The sequence below is a fragment of the Leptotrichia wadei genome (assembly GCF_007990545.2).
GTDB lineage: Bacteria > Fusobacteriota > Fusobacteriia > Fusobacteriales > Leptotrichiaceae > Leptotrichia > Leptotrichia wadei.
In genome coordinates this window covers 2,149,540-2,175,325 of the sequence record NZ_AP019829.2, presented here as the reverse complement: position 1 = coordinate 2,175,325, position 25,786 = coordinate 2,149,540, and the positions used below count along the sequence as shown (strand labels likewise).

Sequence of the window (25,786 nt, the reverse complement as noted above, 5' to 3'; positions counted from 1 at the left end):
AAAATAAAGTTAAAAAAGAGGAGAGTGGTAATTATGGCTACAGAAAGTATATTACTTGATGCTTTGAGAATTCCTGTAAGATATACGGATGAAGTACTGGAAGCAATGGAAAGTAAAAAGAAAGTTAAAAAACTTGATGTTGATTTTGAAATTATAGATGACCTGGAAAAAATAAGAAAAATGTTTGGATATTCTTCAAAGGATGAAGAATAATAGAGTTATTTCATTACAGGATATAATAGCAGATATAAAAGATGAAGAGTATATTAAAGGGAAAATATTGAAGCAATTTAGAAGTAGAGATAGAAACAGCTTATGGATTTAATCTGATGAAAGAATTTAGTTCAGAAAATAAATTAAGAACAATGATACTAAGGTTAGATAATTTTTAAAAATAAAGATTTTATGAGTCTCTTTTATTTAAAAAGAAATAAATGAGGCTTTTTTATTTAAAAATATAGAAAATCATGGAGTGAGAAAATTGAATTTAGAACAAATTACAAAAGTACTTAATAGTGAATTTAAGAAAGAAGGAAGAAGAATTGTTTTTTGGTATGATGAAAAGCAAGAATTTCTGTCAGAGATAGAAGAATTGAAATTGGAAAATGTTAAGTTATTGAGATTGAAACAAGACGAGTTATTTAAGACAAAATTACGTCTTGAAAGAGAGGATAAGGAGAGTAATTATTTGATTTATGCTCCTTTTAAGAGAAGTGAAGACAGGGATAATCATCTTGCTGATACTATAATGTATTCGAAATTATTTTCACCAGATCCAATTTCAATAATAGCTCAAAATTTAAATTTAAATGATGAGTTTAAAGAAGTTATGGAAAGACATAGAAAGTTTTTTGCAGCAAAAGATCGAAGAGAAAAATTTGAAAAATTGGTAGAAGAGAAGGGAGTTAATAAAAAAGAAGATATTGAAATTATAATGATGAGAATTATTACTAATTCAAAAGCTGAAATATTTAAGGGTTTTGATGATGTAGTAAGAATTTTAATTACTGATAAAAACAGAAAAGAAAGTAGATATCTTGTAGAGTTTAATAAATATAATCTTGAAGAGAAATTTTGGGAATTATGTAGATTAAAATTTGGATATGTTGATGATGATCCGAGTTTAACTAAGTTACTTATTGGAATATTTTTAACTTATGCTTCTGAAAAAATAACAAGAGAAATTCCTGTTAGATTTAAGGAACTAAGTATAAGAAGTACCGTTATGGTATTTTTAAATAGGTTGCGACAGATTTCTGAATATAGAGAAATTTTTAAAAATCTTGTTTCAGAAGTTTATTCTATTATAGATGGAAATAAATATTTTAAAAATATTTTACCTGAATATCTTTTGGAACTTGATATATTTGATTTTCCTGATGAAAAAATAACGAAATGGATAGTTGAAAGAATTGTTGATGAGAATTTTTCAGCAAAGTTGCAAGATAAATCTATAGAAGAGATAATAGAATTACGAAGAGAGAAAAATATTGATAATTTAAAATTAAAGATAGAGTATAAAATATTGGAATATGCTTACAAAGGAATAAAAAATACAAATTTTGAAACTTGTAGTGATTTATTAGAAATAATAGAAAAATATGCTCAAAAAGATTATATGATTGATACATATTATAGGAAATTTTGTTATTACTATGATCAATTAACAGAAAATAGTGAAAAGTACAGTAGGTTGTTAGAATTATTAGAAACCAAATATACTGATAAATTTTTAAATCCTGCAAATATAAAATTTAATGACCTACTTAATTATAGAGAGCTTCCTAAGAAAATAAATTTACAAAAGGATTTTTACAAAAATTATGTTGAAATTAATAAAAATAGAATTGTAGTAATAATTTCTGATGCTTTGAGGTATGAAACGGGGAGAGAATTATTTTATAAGATGAGTAGAGATGAAACTGTAGATGCTGAAATAGAATATCAGTTAGGGATTATACCTTCTGTCACAAAATTAGGTATGGCAGCATTGCTTCCGCATGACAAAATAGAAATAGAGGTCGAAAATGGTGATTTTTCAGTACTTATTGATGGAAAAGCTTGCAATGACAGAGTAAAAAGAGAAAAAATTTTAAAAAGTTATGATGAAAATTCAGTAGCTTTAGATTTTGATGAAGTATTTAGATGTTCAAAAAACGAATTAAGAGAGGTATTTAGAAATAAGAAAAAACTTTATATTTATCATAATCAAATTGATTCGATAGGAGATAAGTCAAATACTGAAAATGAAGTATTTGAGGCGTGTCAAAAAGCGATAGAAGAAATTATGAATTTGATAAAAAAACTTAGAGTGGAATCTATTAATAATATAATAGTAACAGCAGATCACGGATTTATTTACAAAAGAAGAAAAATAGATGAAAGTGATAAAATAGAAAACTTTTCGAGTAAAAATGATGTTGTGAATAGGAGATACATAGTAACGGAAAATGAATATGGCGAAATTGGTACAAATGAAATAAATATGTCAGATGTTTTAAATAATAAAAATGAAAATTTAAAAGTAATTTCACCAAATACTTCTAGTGTATTTAAGGTTAGTGGTGGTGGACAAAATTATTATCATGGTGGAATTTCGTTACAAGAATTAATTGTTCCAGTTATAAAAGTAAAAACTGCAAAAGGATCAGTAGACACGGAATTGGTAAAAGTTGGTTTAATATCAGAAATTAACAAAATAACTAATTTGAAAATCTCGCTTGATTTTCTTCAAAAAAGTGCTGTAACAGATATTATAAAACCTACAGAATTTGAAATATATTTTATTGATAGTAATGAGAGTATAATTTCAAATATAGAAAATTATAAAGCAAATAGTGAAGAAACTGAAACTGTAAAAAGAATAAAAAAACTAAGATTTACTTTAATAAATAAAAAATATAAAAAAGATGAAGAGTATTATTTGGTTGTAAAAAATATAGAAACTAAAATTGAAGAAAGGAAAAAAATAATAATAGATATATTATTTTCAGATGATTTTGGATTTTGATAAATAATTTTTTTATTTGAAACAAGAGATATTAAAGGAGGAAAAAGTGAATAAAGATTATTGTCAAATTTTTGAGGATAATGATTGTTTAAAAGAGGCTAATAATGACAAAGAAACATTAAGTGAAAAGTTAAATAAATATTTTTCTGGAAAAGTTGTTAGAAAAGATTTGACAAAAAAGATAAGGGAAGGGGCAAATGTTCCTATATATGTGCTTGAATATTTATTGGGAATGTATTGTTCTTCAGAAAATGAAGAAGATATAGAAGAAGGAATGAAAACAGTAAAAAGAATCTTAGCACAAAATTATGTAAGACCTGATGAAGCCGAAAGAATAAAATCAAAATTAAGAGAAAATGGATCTTATACAATAATTGACAAGGTTACTGTAAAGTTAAATTTTAAGGAGAATAGACATGAAGCTGAATTTTCTAATTTATCGTTAAAAAGTGTTCCAGTATCAGATGTTTATCCTTCTAAATACGAGAGATTGTTAGGAGGAGGTATTTGGTGTATTATTCAGTTGGAATATTATTATGATGAAGACGATAAAAAAGGAAATCCTGTAATTATAAAAAAATTAACACCTGTACAAATGCCAGAAATTGATTTTGAAGAGTTTAAAGATTTAAGAGAAAAATTTACAGATGAAGAGTGGATAGATATTGTTTTAAGAAGTACAGGAATGGAATCTAGTAAATTTGACGAAAGAGTTAAATGGCTTCATTTGTCAAGATTGATACCATTGTTAGAAAATAATTATAATTTTTGTGAGCTAGGGCCTCGTGGAACTGGGAAATCACATATTTATAAGGAAATAAGTCCTAACAGTATACTTGTATCAGGAGGTCAAACAAGTGTAGCTAATCTTTTTTATAATATGGGAAGAGGAACAATGGGACTTGTAGGACTTTGGGACTGTGTAGCCTTTGATGAGGTGGCAGGAATGAAGTTTAAGGATCAAGATGGAGTCCAAATTATGAAAGATTATATGGCATCAGGTTCGTTTGCACGAGGGAAAGAACAAAAAAATGCAAGTGCTGGAATGGCTTTTATAGGAAATATTAATCAGAGTGTAGATGTTGTTTTAAAAACTTCTAATTTATTTGAACCATTTCCTCATGTAATGGGGAGAGATACGGCATTTTTAGATAGAATGCACTGTTATTTACCTGGTTGGGAAATTCCTAAATATAGACCAGAGTTTTTTACTGATGACTATGGTTTTATAACAGATTATTATGCGGAAATTATGAGAGAATTACGTAAAATTTCTTATGCAGATGCATATGATAAGTATTTTAAATTAGGAAATCAATTAAATCAAAGAGATGTGATTGCAGTCAAAAAAACTGTTTCTGGAATGGTAAAAATAATTTATCCACATGGAAAATTTACAAAAGAAAAAATTGAAAAGATATTAAGATTCTCACTAGAAATGAGAAGAAGAGTTAAAGAGCAACTAAAAAAAATAGGTGGGATGGAATTTTATGATGTAAATTTTTCGTATATCGATAATGAAAAATTTAATGAAGAATATGTTCCTGTTCCAGAGCAAAGTAGTAGAAGTTTAATTCCAGAAGGTATTGGGAAACCAGGTCATTTGTATATTGTTTCAAGTATAAAAAGTGGAATGATTGGATTGTTTAAAATTGAAACTCAGATGACAAAAGGAACAGGAAAATTTGAAAAAGCAGGATTAGGAAATAATCGTGAAGCAAAGGAATCAGCTGAAATGGCATTTAAATACTTAAGAGCTAATGGGAAATTAATAAGTGGAGAAATCAGCACAAAAAATAATGATTATGTTGTAAATTATCAAGACTTAAAAGGTATTGGAATGGCTTCAAATTTAACTTTGTCTACATACATCGCTATTTGTTCAGCTGCATTAAATAAACCTATTATTTCAAGTGCGGTAATTTTAGGAGATTTGAGTATCGGTGGAACAATAATAAAAGTAAGTGAACTCGCAAATGTGTTACAAGTGTGTTTAGATTCAGGGGCAAAAAAAGTATTATTGCCAATGACTTCGGCTTCTGATTTGGCGACGGTACCACCAGATTTAATAGGTGCATTTAACTTAATTTTTTATTCTACAGCTGAAGATGCTGTATTTAAAGCTTTAGGGGTGGAATAGAATACTAATTATTGAAAGAGGAAGGTAACTTCATTATTAGTAATAAAAACAATTTTATATTTGACTTTTTTATATTAAACCTCATTATACATTTTTTGTTGCATTTGATTATACAGTACATATTTAAATGTTATTTAATTTTTTATGTATTTTTAGGTTGAAAAAAAGCAGGAATTATACTATAATAAATAATTATAACTAACTATATAACTAGGCTTAGTAAGCCTTAATTTATATGATAAAAGAAAGAAGGTATGGAAATGATAGAAATGATTTTGCCTGATGGCAGTAAAAGACAGTTGGAAAATCCGATGACTGTTGTGGAATTTGCAAAAAGTATTGGGAGCAGTCTTGGGAAGGCAACCGTTGGGGCGATAATTGACGGTGTGCAAGTTGATCCATCTTATATTATTGATAAATCTGGAGAAATTGAAATAATTACTAATACAAGTGAAAAAGGAATTGAAATTATAAGACACAGTGCGGCTCACATAATGGCTCAAGCTGTGCAAAGATTATTTCCAAATACAAAAGTTACAATAGGGCCTGTTGTGGAAAATGGATTTTTCTATGACTTTGATCCTGAAAGACCTTTTACTGAAGAAGATTTAACAAAAATCGAAGAAGAAATGAAAAAAATAGTAAAAGAAAATTATCCTTTTGAAAGAAGTGAAATGAGTGCCGAAGAAGCTAAAAAATTCTTTGCTGAAAAAGGTGAAACTTATAAAGTTGAAATAATTGATGACTTGGGAGTTGATAAAGTCAGTATTTATAAACAGGGAGAATTTGTGGATTTATGCCGTGGAACACATGTTCCGTCAACTGGATATTTAAAAGCATTTAAATTAATGTCAACTGCTGGAGCTTACTGGCGTGGAGATTCAAATAATAAAATGCTTCAAAGAATTTATGGAGTAGCTTTTGCGACTAAAAAAGAGCTGGATGACTATTTGACAATGATGGAAGAAGCTGAAAGAAGAGATCACAGAAAATTAGGAAAACAGCTTAACTTATTTTTCTTGGATGAACATGGACCAGGTTTTCCGTTCTTTATGCCAAAAGGTGTGGAAATTTTTAACAAACTTCAAGAAATGTGGAGAGTTGAGCATAAAAAAAGAGGTTATCAGGAAATAAAAACTCCAATTATGCTGGATAGAGAACTTTGGGAAATTTCTGGACACTGGTTTAATTACAGAGAAAATATGTATACATCGACAATTGATGAAAAAATTTATGCAATAAAACCAATGAATTGTCCAGGTTCAATAATAGCATATAAAAATAACTTGCATTCATACAAAGATTTGCCATTAAAATATGGAGAAATGGGACTTGTTCACAGACACGAATTTAGTGGAGCTTTGCATGGACTTATGAGAGTTAGAGCATTCACACAGGATGATGCCCATGTTTTCTGTACGAAAGAGCAAATTGAAGAACAAATTATCGAAATTATTGATTTATACGATAAATTCTATACTTTATTCGGATTTGAATATCACATTGAATTATCAACAAAACCTGATAAAGCAATTGGTTCAGACGAAATTTGGGAAATGGCAGAAGCTAATTTAAAATCAGCCTTGGAACACAAAGGAATTGATTACAAGTTAAATCCTGGAGATGGAGCATTTTACGGTCCAAAAATTGACTTTAAGATGAAAGATTCAATCGGAAGAATTTGGCAATGTGGAACAATTCAGCTTGACTTCAACTTGCCTCAAAGATTTGAAATGAGTTATATCGGTGCAGATGGAGAAAAACATGAACCAGTAATGATTCACCGTGCGATGTACGGAAGTTTAGAAAGATTCCTTGGAATTTTAATCGAACATTATGCAGGAGCTTTTCCATTCTGGCTTGCACCGACACAAGTGAGAATTCTTACAATTTCTGATGAGCAGGTGCCATTTGCAAATGAAGTGTTTGAAAAATTACAAAATGCTGGAATAAGAGTGGAAATTGACACAAGAGCTGAAAAAATCGGCTACAAAATCAGAGAAGCAAACGGAGAACAAAAAATACCAGTTCAGTTGATTATTGGTAAAAATGAAGCTACGAATAATGAAGTAAATATGAGAAGATTTGGTTCACAAGAAAGTAAAAATATTTCAGTTGATGAAATTGTTAATATTTTGTTGGAAGAATCAAAAGTTCCGTTTAAAAAGTAAGTTTGGATTTTAAATTGCAATAGTTCGCAAAAAAAGCTTATATATTTATAATTTAAAAAAACATATTTTATAAATTTTATTAAATGTGATATAATAAGTATGAGCTTTATATTGTCACTAATTTATTCGATAGGATGAATTAGTAGTGAAAGTCTTATGAAAATTAATTGATTTAATAAATTTGTAAACAATGAAATTTATTAAAAAAGTTTATAAATAAGAGGTGATTTTTATGAAAAAAGATTATGATGAACTTGAAACTTATAATCATAATAACGATGGTTATAATGAATATGGTGGACAAGTTAGAATGACTTATGATGATTTAGACAGAATTGTAAGTTCAAAAGTTCGTGGAAGTATGCTTTGGATGGTGTTGGGACTTCTTGTGACAGGAATTACAGGTTATATGGTATATACAGGATTAGTATCAGGTAATCCGATTGCATATGGAATTTTGAAAATGTATTGGCTGTTTGCTATTTTGGAAATAGCTGTGGTATTTGGGTTTACTGCGTTAGTTTATAAGGCTAATTCAAGTACATTGAGACTTATGTTTCTTGCATATTCATTTTTAAATGGATTGACATTTTCAGTTCTTGGAATGGTTTATGCCCCTGAAATAATAGTTTCGGCATTTTTAGGAACATTTGTGTTATTTGCGGTTTTGGCTGTTTATGGATACTTGACTAGAGAAAATTTGACAAAGTTTACACCAATTTTAGTTGCTGGATTAATTGCAATTATTTTAGTAAGCATAATAAATATCTTTTTGCAAAATAGTGGAGTTGACTTGTTTATATCAATAATTGGAGTAATTATATTTACAATTTTTATTGCAGTTGATGTAAATAGAATAAGAAACAACATTGTTGCTTATGCGGCTCAAGAAGATTCAGAAATTTTAAATAAAATAGAAATAGTTGGCGCATTAAATTTATATTTAGATTTTGTAAACTTGTTTATTTATATTTTAAGACTTTTAGGAAGAAGAAAATAAAATTATATTTAAAATATTAATGTGAAAATGCTTTAAATTCGGAGTTTTTCTGATTTTAAAGCAATTTTACTTTTTTTAGAAAGCAGGGAAATTTTGCAGGATAATAAATTAAGTGACGATGTGGAAAAATTTATTAACGATGAAATTACAAACAGTAAAATTTGGGTATTTTGTGGAATATTAATTTCAGTTCTGTTATCGCAGATATTAAATTTACATGCTGAAATGTATAAAATTATGTATATTTTTAAAATGAAGCAAGTTTTGGATAAAATATCGTTTTTATTTATTGGAATAATTGTTTTAGAAATTTTTTTGACATTTTTTTTGTATAAAATAATAGTGAATAGAAGTAAAAAAGTTATAAAGTTAAGTTTTATAATTTATTCGCTTTTAACTGGATTAAATTTATCAATTTTTTCTTCAGTAATAAAAGTTTTGTTTCAGAAAAATATTGGAATTTTACCTGTAATATTGCTAATAATATCGTTATTTTTAGTAATAATTTTAATAATTTTTGATTCAAAAAAAATAAAAAAAATGATAAAAATAAAAGTTTTAGAAAATAATGAAACTGAATTTTTGAAGAAAATAAGATTTTATGTGGCGGCAGTTTTATATACGGATATTGTAAAAATACTGATTTTGCTTATAATAAGCACAATGATTTTAATATAAATTTGAAAGGGAAATAAAAAATATATGAAAAGAAAGATAGAGAGTGTAGAAGAATTTCATAGAATCTATAAACTTGGAAATTCTAAAAAGCCGATTGGAAAATTAAAGGATGGATTGGAAAAATTGAGATTTGACTTGATGGCTGAAGAAAATGGAGAATATTTGGAAGCGGCTAAAAAAGGGAATGTTGTAGAAGTGGCAGACGCACTTGGAGATATGCTCTACATCCTTTGTGGAACAATTATTGAGCATGGAATGCAAAATGTAATTGATGATGTTTTTGAAGAAATCCACAGAAGCAACCTTAGCAAATTGGATGAAAATGGAGATCCGATTTATCGGGAAGATGGGAAAGTTATAAAAGGACCGAATTATTTTCCACCAAATTTAAAGAAATTTTTTGAAAAATAAAGAAAAATTTTGAAATAAAGTAAAAAAATATCATAATAACTTGTAAAAGTTCTAAAAATATGATAAAATAAAATTCGATATATAAAAATAATTTTAACTAAATAACGATTTTTTTATAAAAAGTTAAGTTAATATATTATGATAAAAGCAGTAAGGACTGCTTAAAAAATAAAGATGAAAGGAGAACTACTAAAATATTTAGTAGAGGTGAATAAAATGCAAAGATGTGAAGTTTTTGGAAAAACAGTAAGTCATGGAAACAGAGTAAGTCACTCTCACAAAGCTACCAAAAGAATTTGGAGACCAAATTTGCAAACAATGCTTTTAACTATTAACAATGAAGAAGTTAGAGTAAGAGTTTGTACAAAGGCAATGAAAACATTAAAAGGGAAAAATAACGATCAAGTTAAAAAAATCTTACTAAAAAATAAAGAAACATTAAGCCCTAAAATATTAAAAGTATTGGCAAAGTAAGTTATTAAAACTTACTTTTTGTGTACTCGTAGCTCAACTGGATAGAGCGTCTGACTTCGGATCAGAAGGCTTGGGGTTCGATTCCTCACGGGTACGCCATTTTTTTATAAAAAATATTTAACTAAATAAAAAATATAAGGGCATTACAATTGATGCCCCATTTTTTTAAATTAACAGGTAAAATTAGCTTAATTTTAAAATAATTATAGTTTTTTATTCAGTTTGAATTCATTTTAAAAATATATTTTTATGATAGAATGTATTTGTAAATTAAGAAAAAGTCTAAAATAATTTATTTAAAAGGCTAGAACCTAATAATTTTTTTAATAAATATACTAAAGACAGTTTTTATCTTCAGAATTTGAAATAAATTTGAAATAAAGCTGTTTTTTTGAATTAATATTTATTATTTTTTTCTGCTAAGTCTTTGAAATTCTGCTTTTGCCTTAGCTAATTGAGCATTAAATTCGCTGTTTGAATGCAGTGTTGCAACAACTGTACTTGCTACCACACGGGCTGCATCGACGTCACTTTGCCAGTGATAACCACAGATTACACGGCTTTGCCCCATTTCATAACCACGTTTTATAATTTCACTTTGTCTTGCTGGATTTATTTCAGCTAAAACTAATGCAGTAGCCCAACCGATTGAAGTATGTCCTGATGGATAAGAACCGTTTGTTGAAAGGCTCGCTTCATCTTCTGGACGGCAAGTTGATTCTTTAAAATATGCAAACGGACGTATTCTCATGTATGTCTGTTTTGCAGATCTTGTTGCTAAATCTCCCGCATCTTCACGTAATTTTGTAACTAACTTAAAAATTTCAGGTGTTGTCTGTGCTGAGATTGTGTATCCAAAAGCCTCTGAAAAAGCACGAGGTACTCCATCTCCTTCTACACGTGCATCGTTGTATGCCTGTTTTCCTCTTTCAGTATTTCTAAGTAATTTTCCCTTTTCATACTGAGCCTTGTCATTTAAAAAAGCGATACTGTCAACTGCTGGTGGAGCTGGCAATAAGTCATAACTGCTTACAACTTGCGAGCTTTTCAAAAAGTAGACATCTGGTTTTGTTGTTACATCATTTCCTTTTCCCGCAGAAAATGAAACTAAACTTGCAAATAAAAATGCACCAATTAAAAATGTTTTTTTCATGTCGAACCATCCTTTTCTTAATAATATTTCTTAATAAAGTTATACCGTGTTTTTTATGGATGTCAAGAGTAAATAAAAAATCTATTCTATTGAAATTCATCTGAAAAAGTGTTAGTATGTCTTATGTAAATTTAAAAGTCATCATTAATTAAGAAACTTAAAGATAAAGTTCAATAAAGAAAAAACTAAAAGTATTGAGGTGCTGGAAATGAAATTAAAAAAAGAAAATTTAATTTTTAGATTTGCAACTGAAGGAGATGCTGAAGAAATTTTAGGAATTTATAAGCCATATATTGAAAATACAACAATAACTTTTGAGTATGAAGTTCCTGCAGTTGAGGAATTTAGGGAAAGAATTAGGGAGACTTTGGAGAAATATCCCTATATTGTTTGTACGTATGATGGGAAAATTATTGGATATGCCTATGCACATAGGATTTGGAGCAGAGCTGCTTATCAGTGGGATGTGGAGCTTTCAGTTTATACAGATGGAAATTATGCGGGAAATGGAATTGGGAAAAAATTATATAAAATTTTAATTGAAATATTGAAGTTACAAAATGTTGTGAATGTTTACGCACTTATAACTTATCCTAATGAAAATAGTGAAAAAATGCATAATTATTTTGGATTTAAAAAAATTGCAGTTTTTGAAAAATCAGGATATAAATTTGGAAAATGGATTGGCGTTACTTGGTTTGAAAAAGCTATTTCTGAGCATTCTAAAAATCCAAAACCGTTAAAAAAAATATCAGAGATTGATAAAATTAAATTGAGACAAACTTTAGAATTGTAAAAAATATAAAGTTTTTATAGTATTCTATTGTTAAATATTGATTCTATAGGCATAAAATAGCTTATTTCTTCAGATATTAAAAATGTTTTGAGATTATATATTAAATCACTTGAAAATCAGATTAAAGAGTGGTATAATTCAAGTGGAAAAATAGAGATTTTATTAATAAATTTTAGGAGGTTATAACGGAATGGCTAAAAAAACTTTAAAAGACTTAGATGTAAAAGGTAAAAAAGTATTAGTAAGAGTTGATTTCAATGTACCAATAAAAGATGGAGTTATTACAAATGATAATAGAATTACAGCTGCACTTCCAACTTTAAAATATATTTTGGAAAATGGCGGAAGAGTAATCGCATTTTCTCATTTAGGAAAAGTTAAGGAAGAAGCTGACAAAGCCTCAAAAACTTTAGCCCCAGTTGCAAAAAGATTGGAAGAACTTTTAGGAAAACCAGTTAAATTTGTTCCTGAAACTAGAGGAGCAGAATTAGAAAAAGCAGTTTCTGAACTAAAAGATGGAGAAATCCTAATGTTTGAAAACACTAGATTTGAAGACTTAGATGGTAAAAAAGAATCTAAAAATGATCCTGAATTAGGAAAATACTGGGCATCACTTGGAGATGTATTTGTAAACGATGCATTCGGAACTGCTCATAGAGCCCATGCTTCAAATGTAGGAATTGCTTCAAATATCAAAGAATCAGCAGTAGGATTCTTAGTAGAAAAAGAAATCAAATTTATCGGTGGAGCAGTTGACAATCCTGAAAGACCATTGGTTGCCATTTTAGGTGGAGCAAAAGTTTCTGATAAAATTGGTGTAATTGAAAATTTATTAGACAAAGCTGATAAAGTAATTATTGGTGGAGGAATGATGTTTACTTTCTTAAAAGCTGAAGGTAAAAATACAGGTTCTTCATTGCTAGAAGCTGACAAGGTAGAATTAGCCGCTTCATTAATCAAAAAAGCTAAAGAAAAAAATGTTGAATTATTGTTGCCAATTGATACAGTTGTAGCTAAAGAATTCAAAAATGATACAGAATTTAAAACAGTTTCTGTAGATGACATTGAAGATGGATGGATGGGATTAGATATAGGTGAAAAATCTGTAGAATTATTTAAAAAAGCTTTAGAAGGTGCTAAAACTGTAGTATGGAATGGACCAATGGGAGTATTTGAAATGGAAAACTTCGCTAAAGGAACAATTGGTGTATGTAAAGCAATTGCAGAATTATCTGATGCTAAAACAATCATCGGTGGTGGAGATTCAGCAGCAGCAGCTATCCAATTAGGATTTGCTGATAAATTCTCACATATCTCAACTGGAGGAGGAGCATCACTTGAATACTTGGAAGGAAAAGTATTACCAGGAGTAGATGCAATTTCAGAAAAATAATAACTAACTTGAATAACTATTAATTTAGTTAACTAAAAATAATTTTTTCATTTTAATCACGAAATGGCTGTCTTGAAATTAATTTTTTGAGATAGTCATTTTTATTTTAAGTTAATGTAAATAATTTGTCGCAATATATTATACAATTTATGAATTAAAAATAATTTTTTTTAAAATTGAAACATATTCTAAATTGTGGTATAATTAAAAAGGATTTTAGAATTTAAGAAGGAGGAAGAAATAGATAATTATGAATAATAATTCAATAGGGGTAATAATAATTTATGTAGTATTTTTGGCAGTATTAATTTTACCAACGTATTTTGCAAATAAAAAAAAGAAAAAACAAAAGGCTGAGTTAATGGAAAATTTAAAAGTGGGAGCTAGAATAATTACAGTTGGAGGAATCCAAGGAACTATTACAAATGTTTTTACAGATACTGTGGAAATGAAAATTGATAAAAATGCAAGAATGACTGTTCTTAAATCTGCAGTTGAAAGAATTGAAACAAAATAAATTTTATAAATTATACTCGAACTCATTTAAAATTGAACTGCTAAAATTATATAAACTCAGGATTTGAGTAAAATAGTTGCAGCTTTTGAGTTCAGTTTTAAACCAGTTTTACTTATAATTGTAAAATTAAAAGTTATAAAAATTGAATAGTTATAGTATTTATAGACAATTGTAAGAGTAAAAGCTGCATAGTATCTATATAATTAAGAGATAGGGATTTTTTTGTCTGGAAATAGAAAAAATAAAAATTTAGTGATATTATGTTTATTAAAGTTTATGAACTTAAAAAATAATAAAATGATTAATAAAAAATAGGAGGAAAAAATGAAAAGGATATTATTATTTTTGTTACTTTTTATAAGTGCAATCACATTTTCCGATACTTTAAAAAATGTTTCATATAATAATGGAAAGGTCATCGGAACATTTAGGGAAAATAAACAGATTATTCCAAATGCTTCTGTCACAAAATTAGGGGGCGAAGACCTGCTAATGTTAAGTTTCTCAGATAGTAAAATTGAAAGTGGCGTTCCAGCATTTATTAACAAAAATGATCAGTATATAAGTAAGATTTATACAGTTGAAAACAATGGAATGGTAGTAGTGTATGTGTATTTAAAACCATCTGTTACTTATCAAGTTACTAGCAGAAGTGGAGAATTTCAAGTAACATTAGATGGAGGTAAAGCTGCAACAGTTCAAAAATCATATAATGCACCACAAAGACAGAATAATAACAGCAACAATACAAGAATAACACAGACTCAGTCACAAAGCCAGTCAGGTAATACTTCAAGAGGAAATAAAAAATATACAATAGTTGTAGATCCTGGACATGGTGGGCGTGATTCAGGAGCAAGAGGAAATGGATATAATGAAAAAGATATAGCATTACAAGTAGCAACAAGGCTAGCTAATAATTTAAGACAGGATTACAATGTTATAATGACTAGAGATTCGGATTTCTTTGTACCATTAGATACAAGAGCTAAAATTGGAAATGATGCAAATGCAGATTTCTTTATAAGTATTCATTTAAATTCAGGTTCAAGTTCATCGGCAAATGGAACAGAAGTATTCTACTTTAGTAAAAAAGATCAGGGAAGTTACGCTACACAAGTAGCCAAATTTGAAAATAAAGTTGATGGAAGCTATGGAGATGTGCCATTTTCAGACTTTATTTTAAATGATATTTTTTATAGAAAAAATCAAAAGACAAGTCAAGCTATAGCAGAATCTGTATTAAATAATCTTATAAATACAACAGGGCTTAGAAGAAGAGGAGTTTTTGGAGCAAATTTTGCAGTACTTCGTGGAAGTAATTCACCATCAATACTTGTAGAATTAGGATTTATGAATAATTATTCTGATTTATCGCAATATTTAACACCAGATGGTCAAGAAAGAGCAGCAAATGCTATTGGAAGTGCAATAAGAAGTTATTTTAGATAATTTCATTTTAAATAATGGAAATATTATCCAAATTAGGAGAATTTTATGCCAAAAAAAGAAGAATCAAAAGAAGAACCTAAAAAGAAAAAAGGATTTTTTAGCAGCGTATTTTTTATAATATTGCTTATTTTAATAACGGCTGCTGTAGTTGCAACGAATATATATGACAGGGATAACAGTGAAGAAATACATGTAACTGTTGATAAGAATTTAGTAAAGGAAACAGCGCAAAATGAGGAAACTCAAAATAAAATTTCTATATTTGTATTTGATCCTGGTACAAGAACAATTTATGAGCGAGAAATCGTAATTCCGCGTCAAGTGAACTTAATTGAAGGGGATTTTATAAATGGAATTATCAGAAATTCAAATTATATTACAGATGATATGAAATTTAGAAGTGCCTACAACCTTAGAATTGACAATGTAAATACAACAGTTGTAAAATTAAATGCAGCATTTGCAAATTTGAAAAAAAATCCTGAATTATTTAATGGATTTTCTCAAGCTGTAACAAATACGATTTTAAAAAACTTTCCCAATATTCAAAGTGTTATTATTCAAATAGATGGTGAGACAAATACTCAATAGAAAGTAAAGTATTCAAGGGAAAGATTAATTTAGACTGTTTTGATATTAATAGAAAGTTTTTAATGTCAAAGCAGTTTTTTATTTTGCAAATTAGATTTATTATAAAATAAGTTAAATTTTTTTAAAAGAATAAATTACAAATAGTAAAAAAAAACGATAGAAAAATAAAGGATTATATGGTATAATAATAAAATGACTAAAGTGAGAGAAGAGAGAAAGGAAGATAGACAATGGGATTCAGAAGTCACAAAAGAGGTATCCAGATCGCATCAGCAGTTATGATGGGGATGTTTGGAATAGCAATGCTTATTACTGGAATATTATTTTTGAAGAATAATATTTTCGAAGCTTCAAAAGGTAATAGAGAAGTAATTGCGACGGTTAATGGGATAAAAATTTATCGTGATGATTTTGAAAGGGAGACTTATTCGTTAAAAAATCAGCTAAATGAGATAAATCAGCAAAAAATGCAGCAATTGGCACAAGCGGGAGTAAATACTGATAATATAAAAAATATTCCTGATGAAATTGTAAATCAATATGTTTTACAGCTTTTAATAAATAAGGAAATATTGATTTCATCAGCTAAGAATTTGGGAATAAGAGTAAGTGGATCAACTGTTAATAAGGAATTTAAAGCTTATCAAAAACAATCAAAATTAGGGAAAGATGAATTTTCTCAATATTTAAGATCAGTTGGGTATAATGTTACTTCATTTAAAAAAATGATAAAAGATCAAAAAACTGTTGATAAAATGAGAGAAAAATTATTTGCAGATGATAAAGTTACCGATGAAGAAGTAAAAAAAGCTTATGAAAGAAATAAGTATACTCAAGCTTTTGAAAATCAAGAATTTGAAGATGTAAAAGACCAAATTAAAGAAAATATGAAACAAGATAAGGATATTATGATTTTAAATTCATTTATTGCAAAAGCTAAACAAAAAGCTAAAATTGAGTTTAAAGATGAAGAATTTAAAAAAATGTATACCAATATAACAACGCCTGTGGCACAAAGTGGAGAATATAAATATACAAATGCAGACGTAAATGAACAAATTGTAAATGCTGTTTCACAAACTCAAGAAGGTTATTCACCAAAAATGGTAAATGATTTAAAAGGTATGTTAAAAATAAATTTAGGTAAATTTATACAAATTGCAAATAAGGCTAAAGCGGCTGGAATAAAGGCAGATGCTGATTTAGTAGGTGTAGATCAGTTAAGAGATTATTCTCAAAAATATTATAATTATTTAATTGATACTTATAAGCCTGATAATGCAACATTACAAGCAAGATTTGATTCTAAAAGAGATAGCTATGATACTAAAAATAGTATAGGTGGTTATGTGATTGGAGAGGAATATCAAGCTGGAGAAAATGATTTTGCTGTGGCTAAAAAGCAAGCTGAAGAAATTATGAAAACTACAAATAAAGATAATTTTGCAGAAAAAGCTAGAGAATTTTCAAAAGATCCTGGTTCGGCTAAAAATGGCGGAAGTTTGGGAGAAACAGCAGATTTATCAAAACTTGTTCCAGAATTTGCAAATGCGGTTAAGAATGGTAAGGCTGGAGATATTGTAGGACCAATAAAAACACAGTTTGGTTATCACATTATTTACATTCAAAGTAAAGATCCAAAAAATGAAAATGTAGCGAAAATTAGCCATATTTTAATAACTCCAACTATTTCTGAAGCTTCAAAACAAAAAGTTATTAAGAAAATTCAAGATTTAAAAGCTGAAATTGAAAGTAAGAAAGTTACTTGGAGTACTGTGGAAAAACAAGATAAATATAACTTTAGCATAAAAGAAAGATTCAAAAAGTTAGTTAAAACTGATGCAATTCCAGGAATTGGAATAAATAAAGAATTAATGGATCAAATATTTGCATTGCAGGTAAATGGATTCTTAGAAAGAAATGATGCAACTGGATATTATTTAATTGCAAAAACATCAGAAATACCATTTACACAAGCAACATTTGAAAATTCAAAAGAACGTGTAAGATTGGAACTCGCACACGAATATGCAGACAAGCAATTGGGAATTACAAAATAGTTTTCTGTTTAAATAGTTAAATTTGATTCATCAAGGATTCTTTTGTTGTCAAATAGAAGAAGTACAAGATACTAAAAAGAACTGTTTTAAATACTAAAAATATTTAAGACAGTTTTTTATATTAATACTAAATCTCGTTTAAAGATAGAGGTTATATTTTATGTCATTTGCTAGCAAGAGACCTTGACCTTTTACAAAGAAATTCTGTTTAAATGGGAAATGGTATAATTTTATTGAAGATCAGGAGTTAAAATGAGTTATATTGAAAATTTAGAAAGTGTCGGGAAAAAGATGATTGTGGAGGAAAAAGGGCTAAAAATAACAGAAGATGCTATTTTGCTCTCAAAATTTATGCAAGAATATTTTAGTAGAAAATGTAAGAATTTGAAAGAGAAAAAATCATTTTTAGAAATTGGGGCGGGACAAGGAATAATTTCATTATTACTTTCGGAACTTGATGTTATTTCAAAAATTTTTGCTGTGGAAATTCAAAAGGAAGTTTTTTCTACTTTAAAAAAAAATATAGAGATAAATGATTTAAATGAAAAAATAATTCCGATTAATAAAAATATAAAAAGTATAAATGGAGAATATGATTTTATTTTTTCAAATCCGCCATATAAAAAAATTAATTCTGGGAAAATGCCTAAAAATAAGACAGAACAAATTAGTAAATATGAAGTTTTACTTACATTGGAAGAAATAATTTTAGAAATAAGAAGGCTTTTAAAAAATTATGGAGAATTTTTTTTAGTTGTGCCAGATAGTAGGTTAAATGATGTGTTTCGATATATTTATGAGAATAGATTAAATATATTGTCGGTTAAAGTAAATAAGTATAAGAAGATAGATTTAGTCGTTGTACATGGAAAAAAAGGTGGTAAGATAAATTCAGAGATTGAAATTAAGTAATTAATCATTAACAAAATATATAGAAATATATAAAAGATATATAATTAGTTTATTGACAATTAAGTAGAAAAAATGTTAATATAAGTTATGATTTGATATACAAATAATTTGATAATTAAATTTAGTATAAAGTTAGATAAGTTTATCACATAATAAAAAGAATAATTATATAATTTTTCCAACAATATGGGATACTTAATATTTGTTAAATACTGGTACTATTTAGCTATAATTTTGAAATTATATGGTGATAAATAAGTAAAAAACAGATGAGAGGAAGGAAATGATTTATGAAAAAATTATTAGGATTGTTGGCATTAACTTTGGTAATTTCTGGGTTTGCTAAAGCGGATCAAGATGTGTTGAAGAATATTAATATTTCTACTGAATACAGGCAGAATTATCAGGATAAAACTGGAGATGATGTGAATGGAATTGGATTTGCTGGATTTAAGAAGGATAATCGTGGGAGAACACGGGTAAGAAGTATTTTTTCTGGGAAGATTGGATTAATTGATGAAGGAGACTGGGATTTGACATTTTGGACAAGATGGGATAAGGATCAAAATAGAAATAGATTTAATGGACAAACAATTACTCAGTATGGAACTTTTAGAAAAAATGATAGAATTTATAGTAAATTAGGGTTAGAGAAGAAATTATCAGATGATGTTAAATTGAAAATTAGATGGCAAAATGATATTTATAGAAATAAAGATTTAGTTACAAAAGAAATTTCTACAACAGGAATTGGGAATGAATTTGCGATAGGACCGACGTTTAATAAAAAAATATGGGGACAAAATGTAACATTGGCTGTAGAAGGTATTTATTTTAGATTTAAAGGGAATAGAAGAGGAGAGTATTATTTGAGCGGAAATGACTTTAAAGGGTCAAAAGTTAATGGTTGGGGACTTAATGCAGATCTTGAAGTAAGTAATAATATTAAAAAGGGAGAATGGGGAAGTTTAGATTATTATACTTATTTCACGAATCATTACAGAGACACAAATAAGACACAAAAAAATGGGAAAAAGGCTAAACCATCAGTTTATCAAGATTATTATGCAAACTTATCATATACGACACCGTCAGTTGCGGGAATTTACGGGAAAGTTGTCCTAGAAAACGAATTTGAAAGATACCCAAGATATTATTGGGAAAATATGTTTGGTGTAATTACAGAAGCTGGATATAAAAAATCATTTGAAGCAGGAGAAGGCAAAGTTTCGGTAAATCCTTTTGTGAAATATCGTCCATATTATAGAGATTCTTATAAGAAATCTGGATCAAATAGAAAGACTACTGAAACAGAAGAAGTAAGATTCGGATTATCAGTGGGATATTCTGTAAATTAATAAAAATTAACTTGATTTGATATATAATTAATTAAATAAATATTATTTTTGATAATTGTCCTATTGCTCTTATAAATTTTAGTAAGAAATTTAAAAACACTCAGGATACTTTTATCTTGAGTGTTTTTCTATTAATATAAATATTAGGAAAAAAAACAATTTTTGTATTTTGAGTTATTAGAATTCTAATCCTAATCCTACTTTGAATATGCTATTTTTTGTATCATATAATTCATATCCTGCTGACATGTTAAAGTTATCTGAAACATTATATTTTGCTCCAAGTCCTAAATTAAATACACCTTGATCATAATCTAATGCAGCTAACTTAGCAACTTCTACACCATTTGTAGAAATACTTCTTTCACCATTGTATGATTTTCTGCTAAATCTTTGTTCATATTCAATATTTCCATACAAATCTACAGCTCCAACTCTTGTTTGTCCATAAACTCCTGCTGTAGCATTTCCACTGCTTCTCTTAGCTTTTCCAAAGTTTACATTTCCAACAGTGAATGAATCTTCTTTAACACTTGTTACTCCTAATCCAACATAAGGTTTTACATAAGTGTTTTCATCTGAATCATCTCTAAATTTATATCCTAATCTAGTTTGGAAATCAAGTACATCTGAATCAAATTTTACATTATTATAATTTTTGTATTTATGTTTGTTACTTCCATAAGTTAATACTGAAGCCACATCTAAATTATCTGTAAAATCATATTTTCCACTTAATGATGCTTGATATGAATCTAGTTTTTCTCTCACGCCGTCAAATGAATTTTTATATTTTACATTAGTTTTTTCATATCCAAATCCTGCTCCCATTGTAAAGTTACCAAAATTCTTTGTTCCTGATAAAACTACCCCATTAGTTTTAGAACTATATCTTGAATCATAATCATAAGAATTTACTCCACCAAGATATTGTAAATTAAGGTTAGCTCCATTTTCTTTCTTAGCTTGTTCTAAATCTTTAAATCCGTTTGCTGTTATAGTTTTTGCCAAGTCATAGTTTACTCTTGATCTAGCACCTTGAAATGTAGGTACAGATCCTGTCGGTGTACTTGGTGTTGGTGCAGCCGGTGTTGACGGAGTAGACGGTGTTGTAGGCGTAGTTGGTGCCGCTGGTGTGCTTGGTGTTGACGGAGTTGCAGGTGTACTTGGTGTTGATCCCGATGAACTAATTACTGAACCCACTGTTGCTGGTGTAACACTTCCACTTAATGGTGAAGTTAATGTTACAACTGTTGGTCCTGTGTAAGTCTGTATTGTTCCTGAATCTGTTACTATATCTAAAGTTCCCCCTGCTGGTACAGTAAATTTAGTTCCAGCTGATATTGTACTTGAACCAGTAGCTGTAACTGTGTTTGACCCAGTGCCTAAATTATAATTTGATGAACCTGATATGCTAGTTCCTGCATGTATATTAAGTCCTCCACCGACGATTGAAGCGGCAGAAAATGAATTTGCACTAATAACTAATACTCCTAGTAATAATAATATTTTTTTCATTTTAGAATTACCTCCATATTATACATTTTTTAACACTATTTTCTGAAAAGTATATCTGCTTTTTAATAGTAACATACTTAATTTTTTTTGTCAAGTTGATAAAATATTTGATAAATAAAAAACTATACTAATACAAAATAACGTCTTATAGCAAAAAATAAATGAATAATAAAACTAAAAATATACTATTATTTCTCTAATTCTTTCCATCTTTCCTGAAACCAGAACCATTGCTCTGGCAGTTTTAGTATAATTTTTTCGTATTCAGTTAAAATAGATTTCATTATTTGGTGTCTATTTTTGTAATTTTCAGGATGGATGACTTTGTCTATAAAAATGTGGCAAATATTGTTTTTATCAACTTCATTGTGAATAATAACAATCGGAATATTCTCTTTCTTGGAAAAATAGGCAGGAAAGCCTGAATTAGTGGTAGGTAATCAAAAAAATGTGATTTTATCGCCACCTGGTTTTCTTACATCACTTAAAAGCACAAAAATGCCCTTTGAATTTTTATTTTTCAAAAAGGACTTGTAATTTTGCTCCGGAAAATAAGTCATATTGTTTCTAAAACGAATTTTATCCATATAGGATTCAATAAATTTATTTGGAATAATTCTAATTGGGATAAACATTCTATCATTTCCCGTTGGAAAAAGACTTGCATGAAAAAATCCAAAATGTGAAGTAACAAGAATAATTCGTTCATTTTCACTCTTTAATTTTTCCAGTAATTTGGAATTATATGTTTTTGGCGGGAAATTCTCAAAATATTCATATATCCAAAAAGGCAGTAAAAACGACTTTGCTGTATTTTTATAAGATTTTATCGCAATTTCCTTAATTTTTTTCTTTGAATAATTAAAACTATTTTGTTCATTTAAAATCAAATTTAAGTTACGATACGACAATTTTCTTCCTTTTGGAATGAGATAAAAAAGCAAAACACCAATAAATTCAGATATTTTTAGACGAATTTTCGGTGGAAAAAAGTTAAAGATTTTTATAAAAATATAAAAAATTGAGAATATTATAAAATCTATGGTTGTTTTCATAAAATGCTCCTTTAAATATAATCTATTTAATAAATTATACCACAGAAAATAAAAAAAATTAATTTTTTAGTATTGAAATTTATCTTTAGAAGTGTTATAATATTTTTGAGTAAAAAAACCAACAAGTTGAATATAACAAATTGTGAGAAAAAAGTCTTGTTCATTATTGAATGGGATTTTTTTTATGTTATAATCATTTGTCAAGGCTTCACAAACCTTGATGTTATGTTCGATATGTTGGGAGGTGGTCTCAATGATGAACTGGGATTTGACTGTTTTAGCAGTTACAATTGCTGCTTTTTTATTCTTTAGTAGTCAAAAATAATTAAGTAAATCCCATTGTTCTTCCCACCTTATGCCTGTCAGTTCTATTTACTGGACTGGCAAGTTTTTCATTAAAATATCAAGGAGCTTTCTAAAAATGATAGAAAAAATAAAAATTGGGTTAAATAATTTGTATTTATTTAAAAATAAAAATGATGAATATTTATTGATAGATACGGGGGTACATGTAAAAAAGAAAAAAATTTTGAAGAGAATAATTCAGAAAATTGGAGAGGCAAAAAAGATAAAAGTGATAGTTCTAAGCCATTCTCACACTGATCATGTGGGAAATTTGAAAATACTCATTGATGCAATTGGAGATGTTAGAGTTATTGCACATAAAAATTCTGAAAATATATTAGAAACAGGAAAAAGTGTTATTCCAAATGGATTTTATCCATTTACAGAAAAGATTTCTAAAAAATTGAAAAGTAAAAAGAATTTTACTAAAAATATCTTTCCAAAATTGGAGAAAATTGATATGGAAAAAGTAATTTTTATTAATTTTTTACAACAGGAAAGGATTTTGCTTTCAAAATATGGTTTTGGGAATATGGAAATTATTGAAACAAAGGGACATTCAGATGATTCGATTTCTCTTGCAGTTTTTGATGAAAAAAATAATGAGAAATATTTGTTTTGTGGGGATATGGTTCAGAACTTATGTTTTAAATTTCCGTTAATTCCATTATTTGGGGAAAATAAGGAAGAATTGATTGAAAGTTGGAAAAAGATTATCCTGAATGGCTATGATAAAATTTTTCCTGCGACAGGGAAAGAGATTACGGCACGAGATTTGATTAGGAGATTGGGGAAAGATGAAAAAAATAGAATTTAAAATTATTCAAAATAATGATTACAGCGATGAAATAAGAAATATTCTGGATGAAGAGGAAATGGAATCGCTTGTACAGGTAAAATATGAGAAAGTGCCGAATTTATTTGAATCATTGCAAAAAGATAGTGAAAAGACACCGATTATCGTGGTAGGAATTGATACTGAAAATGACAATCTTGTGGGTGTTGGGGCTTGTTCTATTTTTAAAAATAATATCGGGTATTTAAATTCATTTAGAATAAAAAAAGAATATAGAAATAAAGTTAATTTTGGCAAGGCTTACAAGATGTTAATAACAGAAGCCAAAAAATGTGGAGTAAAAACCGTAATTACGACTATTCTTGAAGAAAATAAAATAACACAAAAAATTTTGACAAAAAGGCGAAAAAGTATGCCAATTTATGAGTTTTACAAAAATATTGTATTTTTTAGTTTGAAAAATAGTAGAAAAGGTGATTTGGCAGTAAACGATGAGGAAATTTTAAATTATGGAAATTTTGAAATTCACTTGAAAAATAAGGCTAATAAAAAATATGTTGTGATGGACTATAAAAAAATTTATAAATTTTTGTATAAATTTAGAAAAGTGATAGCATTTTTTGGATATCCAGAAATGCCTGAAATTAATAAAATTTCAAATTTTTTGTATGCAACTTTTGTTTTAAAGGATAAAAATGTAGATATGGAAAAAAATAAAAAAGAGTTTAGAAAAGCTGTAAAATCTATTCAAAATAAAGGTTATAATTGTGATTTTTTTATGATTGGAAGTTATGAAAACTCGTTTTTGGAGAAGAATTTGAATAAAATGAAGGTTTTTAAGTACAAGAGCAAGATGTATAGGGTTTTTTATGAGAAAAATTGTAATTGTGAAAATAATGAAGAAACTAAAGATGAGGATTTGGAATTTTTACTTTGGAATTTATAATATGGATTTTATAATCAAAGTGCAACACCTAAATATATTAAAATAATGTGCTTATTTTTTCAAATATAAAAATTTTATATTTATTAGTTCAATTTTTAAAAATATTTTATTTATTTTTAATAATAAAGATTATTTTATATAAAATATTATAAATTTATCTGATAAAAGTGTTATAATTTTTTACAAAAATAATATTTAAGGAGGATTTTATGAAAAAATTAAATACAAATCAGTTGAAATATATTGCTTTGTTTTTTATGTTTTTAGACTCAGTATTTTTTGTATTTTCAGGATTTTTACCATCTTGGATTCATTTAATCACAAGATTTGTGGCACCATTATTTGCATTTTTTACAGTGGAAGGCTTTTATCATACAAGAAATCGTAAAAAATATATGGCAAGATTGTGGATAGCCGCTATTTTGATGCAATTTGGAAATGTAATTTCATTTATTATACTAGGAGAAAGATATCAAATAATAGATAATATTTTTTTAAGTCTTGCGATTGGATTTACAATAATTTATTTCTTGCAAAAAGGGAGAAGTAGTAAAAAAGTAATTTATAATATTTTAGGAATTTTTCTTTTTATTTTGGGATTGGTATTTTCTTTTGTTCCTATTGTGATTGGAAATTATATCATGGGACTTGAAGGTGGAATACAGACTTTGTTTACAATGATTAGTTTTTGGGCATTTTATGGAAATAGAAAAAAGCAGGTAATAACATTTTTAATTTTGAATATGTTATATATTCCATTATTTACGCCATCGTTAAATCCTGCTAAATACCCTAATTCAAGAGCATGGTTTGACAGTTTTTGCTATAACAGCGACGGTTTAACATTTTTATTTTTACCATTCATATTTTTGTACAATGGAAAAAAAGGAAGCAAGGCACCAATTCACAAATGGTTTTTCTATATTTTTTACCCTTTGCAATTTTGGATTTTGAATATTCTTGCATTCTTTTTGAAAATAAGAAGTTAAAGTTAAGTTACAATAATTTTT

General features: G+C 27.7%; 22 protein-coding genes, 1 tRNA gene and 1 pseudogene. 21 read left to right on the top strand and 3 right to left on the bottom strand.

What is annotated here, in order from left to right:
- The first annotated feature begins 33 nt into the window (after positions 1-33).
- From FVE73_RS10015 to FVE73_RS09975, 10 genes are all read left to right on the top strand, one after another.
- The gene (locus FVE73_RS10015; protein ID WP_018498537.1) at positions 34-213 is read left to right on the top strand and encodes a hypothetical protein; all 180 of its coding nucleotides are present in this window, start codon (positions 34-36) and stop codon (positions 211-213) included.
- Positions 203-325: a hypothetical protein gene (locus FVE73_RS11075; RefSeq protein WP_018498536.1), complete on the top strand. Its 123-nt coding sequence runs from the start codon at positions 203-205 to the stop codon at positions 323-325. The genes FVE73_RS10015 and FVE73_RS11075 overlap by 11 nt, the downstream gene beginning before the upstream one ends.
- Before the next feature lie 156 nt (positions 326-481).
- On the top strand, positions 482-3,010 hold the full coding sequence (gene pglZ / locus FVE73_RS10010; protein WP_018498535.1) for a BREX-1 system phosphatase PglZ type A: 2,529 nt from the start codon (positions 482-484) through the stop codon (positions 3,008-3,010).
- A 46-nt stretch (positions 3,011-3,056) separates the two neighbouring features.
- Positions 3,057-5,150 (top strand): protease Lon-related BREX system protein BrxL, encoded by a 2,094-nt coding sequence (brxL, locus tag FVE73_RS10005; RefSeq protein ID WP_018498534.1) that lies wholly within the window; start codon positions 3,057-3,059, stop codon positions 5,148-5,150.
- A 260-nt stretch (positions 5,151-5,410) separates the two neighbouring features.
- Positions 5,411-7,321, top strand: coding sequence for a threonine--tRNA ligase (gene thrS, locus FVE73_RS10000; RefSeq protein WP_018498533.1), 1,911 nt, complete (start codon positions 5,411-5,413; stop codon positions 7,319-7,321).
- A gap of 232 nt (positions 7,322-7,553) precedes the next feature.
- Entirely contained in the window at positions 7,554-8,321 is a 768-nt protein-coding gene (locus FVE73_RS09995) for a Bax inhibitor-1/YccA family protein (RefSeq protein WP_018498532.1), read from the top strand.
- 93 nt (positions 8,322-8,414) lie between these two features.
- Positions 8,415-8,999, top strand: coding sequence for a hypothetical protein (locus tag FVE73_RS09990; protein WP_018498531.1), 585 nt, complete (start codon positions 8,415-8,417; stop codon positions 8,997-8,999).
- Between the two features lie 24 nt (positions 9,000-9,023).
- Positions 9,024-9,410 (top strand): pyrophosphohydrolase domain-containing protein, encoded by a 387-nt coding sequence (locus FVE73_RS09985; RefSeq protein WP_018498530.1) that lies wholly within the window; start codon positions 9,024-9,026, stop codon positions 9,408-9,410.
- Positions 9,411-9,626: 216 nt separating this feature from the next.
- Positions 9,627-9,884, top strand: coding sequence for a 50S ribosomal protein L28 (gene rpmB / locus FVE73_RS09980; RefSeq protein ID WP_018498529.1), 258 nt, complete (start codon positions 9,627-9,629; stop codon positions 9,882-9,884).
- 22 nt (positions 9,885-9,906) lie between these two features.
- Positions 9,907-9,983: transfer RNA gene (locus tag FVE73_RS09975), tRNA-Arg, on the top strand.
- A 307-nt stretch (positions 9,984-10,290) separates the two neighbouring features.
- On the opposite strand, the gene FVE73_RS09970 is transcribed toward FVE73_RS09975, so the two are convergent.
- The gene (locus FVE73_RS09970; RefSeq protein ID WP_018498528.1) at positions 10,291-11,037 is read right to left on the bottom strand and encodes an acid phosphatase; all 747 of its coding nucleotides are present in this window, start codon (positions 11,035-11,037) and stop codon (positions 10,291-10,293) included.
- Between the two features lie 208 nt (positions 11,038-11,245).
- Between FVE73_RS09970 and FVE73_RS09965 the strand changes: the two genes are divergently transcribed.
- The 8 genes from FVE73_RS09965 (at position 11,246) to FVE73_RS09930 (ending at position 20,116) form a co-directional block, all read left to right on the top strand.
- Positions 11,246-11,833: a GNAT family N-acetyltransferase gene (locus tag FVE73_RS09965; protein ID WP_018498527.1), complete on the top strand. Its 588-nt coding sequence runs from the start codon at positions 11,246-11,248 to the stop codon at positions 11,831-11,833.
- Between the two features lie 190 nt (positions 11,834-12,023).
- On the top strand, positions 12,024-13,226 hold the full coding sequence (locus FVE73_RS09960; RefSeq protein WP_018498526.1) for a phosphoglycerate kinase: 1,203 nt from the start codon (positions 12,024-12,026) through the stop codon (positions 13,224-13,226).
- A gap of 250 nt (positions 13,227-13,476) precedes the next feature.
- Positions 13,477-13,743 carry a preprotein translocase subunit YajC gene (gene yajC / locus FVE73_RS09955; protein WP_018498525.1) on the top strand — a complete coding sequence of 89 codons (267 nt, stop codon included), beginning with the start codon at positions 13,477-13,479 and terminating at the stop codon, positions 13,741-13,743.
- 324 nt (positions 13,744-14,067) lie between these two features.
- The gene (locus FVE73_RS09950) at positions 14,068-15,195 is read left to right on the top strand and encodes an N-acetylmuramoyl-L-alanine amidase family protein (RefSeq protein WP_018498524.1); all 1,128 of its coding nucleotides are present in this window, start codon (positions 14,068-14,070) and stop codon (positions 15,193-15,195) included.
- Positions 15,196-15,240: 45 nt separating this feature from the next.
- The gene (locus FVE73_RS09945; protein WP_018498523.1) at positions 15,241-15,786 is read left to right on the top strand and encodes a GerMN domain-containing protein; all 546 of its coding nucleotides are present in this window, start codon (positions 15,241-15,243) and stop codon (positions 15,784-15,786) included.
- A 230-nt stretch (positions 15,787-16,016) separates the two neighbouring features.
- The gene (locus FVE73_RS09940) at positions 16,017-17,846 is read left to right on the top strand and encodes a peptidylprolyl isomerase (protein ID WP_018498522.1); all 1,830 of its coding nucleotides are present in this window, start codon (positions 16,017-16,019) and stop codon (positions 17,844-17,846) included.
- Positions 17,847-18,098: 252 nt separating this feature from the next.
- Positions 18,099-18,758 (top strand): methyltransferase, encoded by a 660-nt coding sequence (locus FVE73_RS09935; protein WP_018498521.1) that lies wholly within the window; start codon positions 18,099-18,101, stop codon positions 18,756-18,758.
- 290 nt (positions 18,759-19,048) lie between these two features.
- On the top strand, positions 19,049-20,116 hold the full coding sequence (locus FVE73_RS09930) for a hypothetical protein (RefSeq protein ID WP_018498520.1): 1,068 nt from the start codon (positions 19,049-19,051) through the stop codon (positions 20,114-20,116).
- Between the two features lie 177 nt (positions 20,117-20,293).
- Here the strand turns inward: FVE73_RS09930 and FVE73_RS09925 are convergent, their stop codons facing one another.
- Together FVE73_RS09925 and FVE73_RS09920 are read right to left on the bottom strand one after the other, a co-directional pair.
- The gene (locus tag FVE73_RS09925; RefSeq protein WP_018498519.1) at positions 20,294-21,634 is read right to left on the bottom strand and encodes an autotransporter outer membrane beta-barrel domain-containing protein; all 1,341 of its coding nucleotides are present in this window, start codon (positions 21,632-21,634) and stop codon (positions 20,294-20,296) included.
- Positions 21,635-21,822: 188 nt separating this feature from the next.
- Positions 21,823-22,689: pseudogene (locus tag FVE73_RS09920) on the bottom strand (lysophospholipid acyltransferase family protein).
- 421 nt (positions 22,690-23,110) lie between these two features.
- Between FVE73_RS09920 and FVE73_RS09915 the strand changes: the two are divergent.
- The 3 genes from FVE73_RS09915 (at position 23,111) to FVE73_RS09905 (ending at position 25,765) form a co-directional block, all read left to right on the top strand.
- The gene (locus tag FVE73_RS09915) at positions 23,111-23,851 is read left to right on the top strand and encodes an MBL fold metallo-hydrolase (RefSeq protein ID WP_018498517.1); all 741 of its coding nucleotides are present in this window, start codon (positions 23,111-23,113) and stop codon (positions 23,849-23,851) included.
- On the top strand, positions 23,832-24,776 hold the full coding sequence (locus FVE73_RS09910) for a GNAT family N-acetyltransferase (RefSeq protein ID WP_018498516.1): 945 nt from the start codon (positions 23,832-23,834) through the stop codon (positions 24,774-24,776). The genes FVE73_RS09915 and FVE73_RS09910 overlap by 20 nt, the downstream gene beginning before the upstream one ends.
- 209 nt (positions 24,777-24,985) lie before the next feature.
- A complete protein-coding gene (locus FVE73_RS09905) occupies positions 24,986-25,765 on the top strand; it encodes a TraX family protein (RefSeq protein ID WP_018498515.1) in 780 nt (259 codons plus the stop codon).
- The last annotated feature ends 21 nt before the right edge of the window (positions 25,766-25,786 follow it).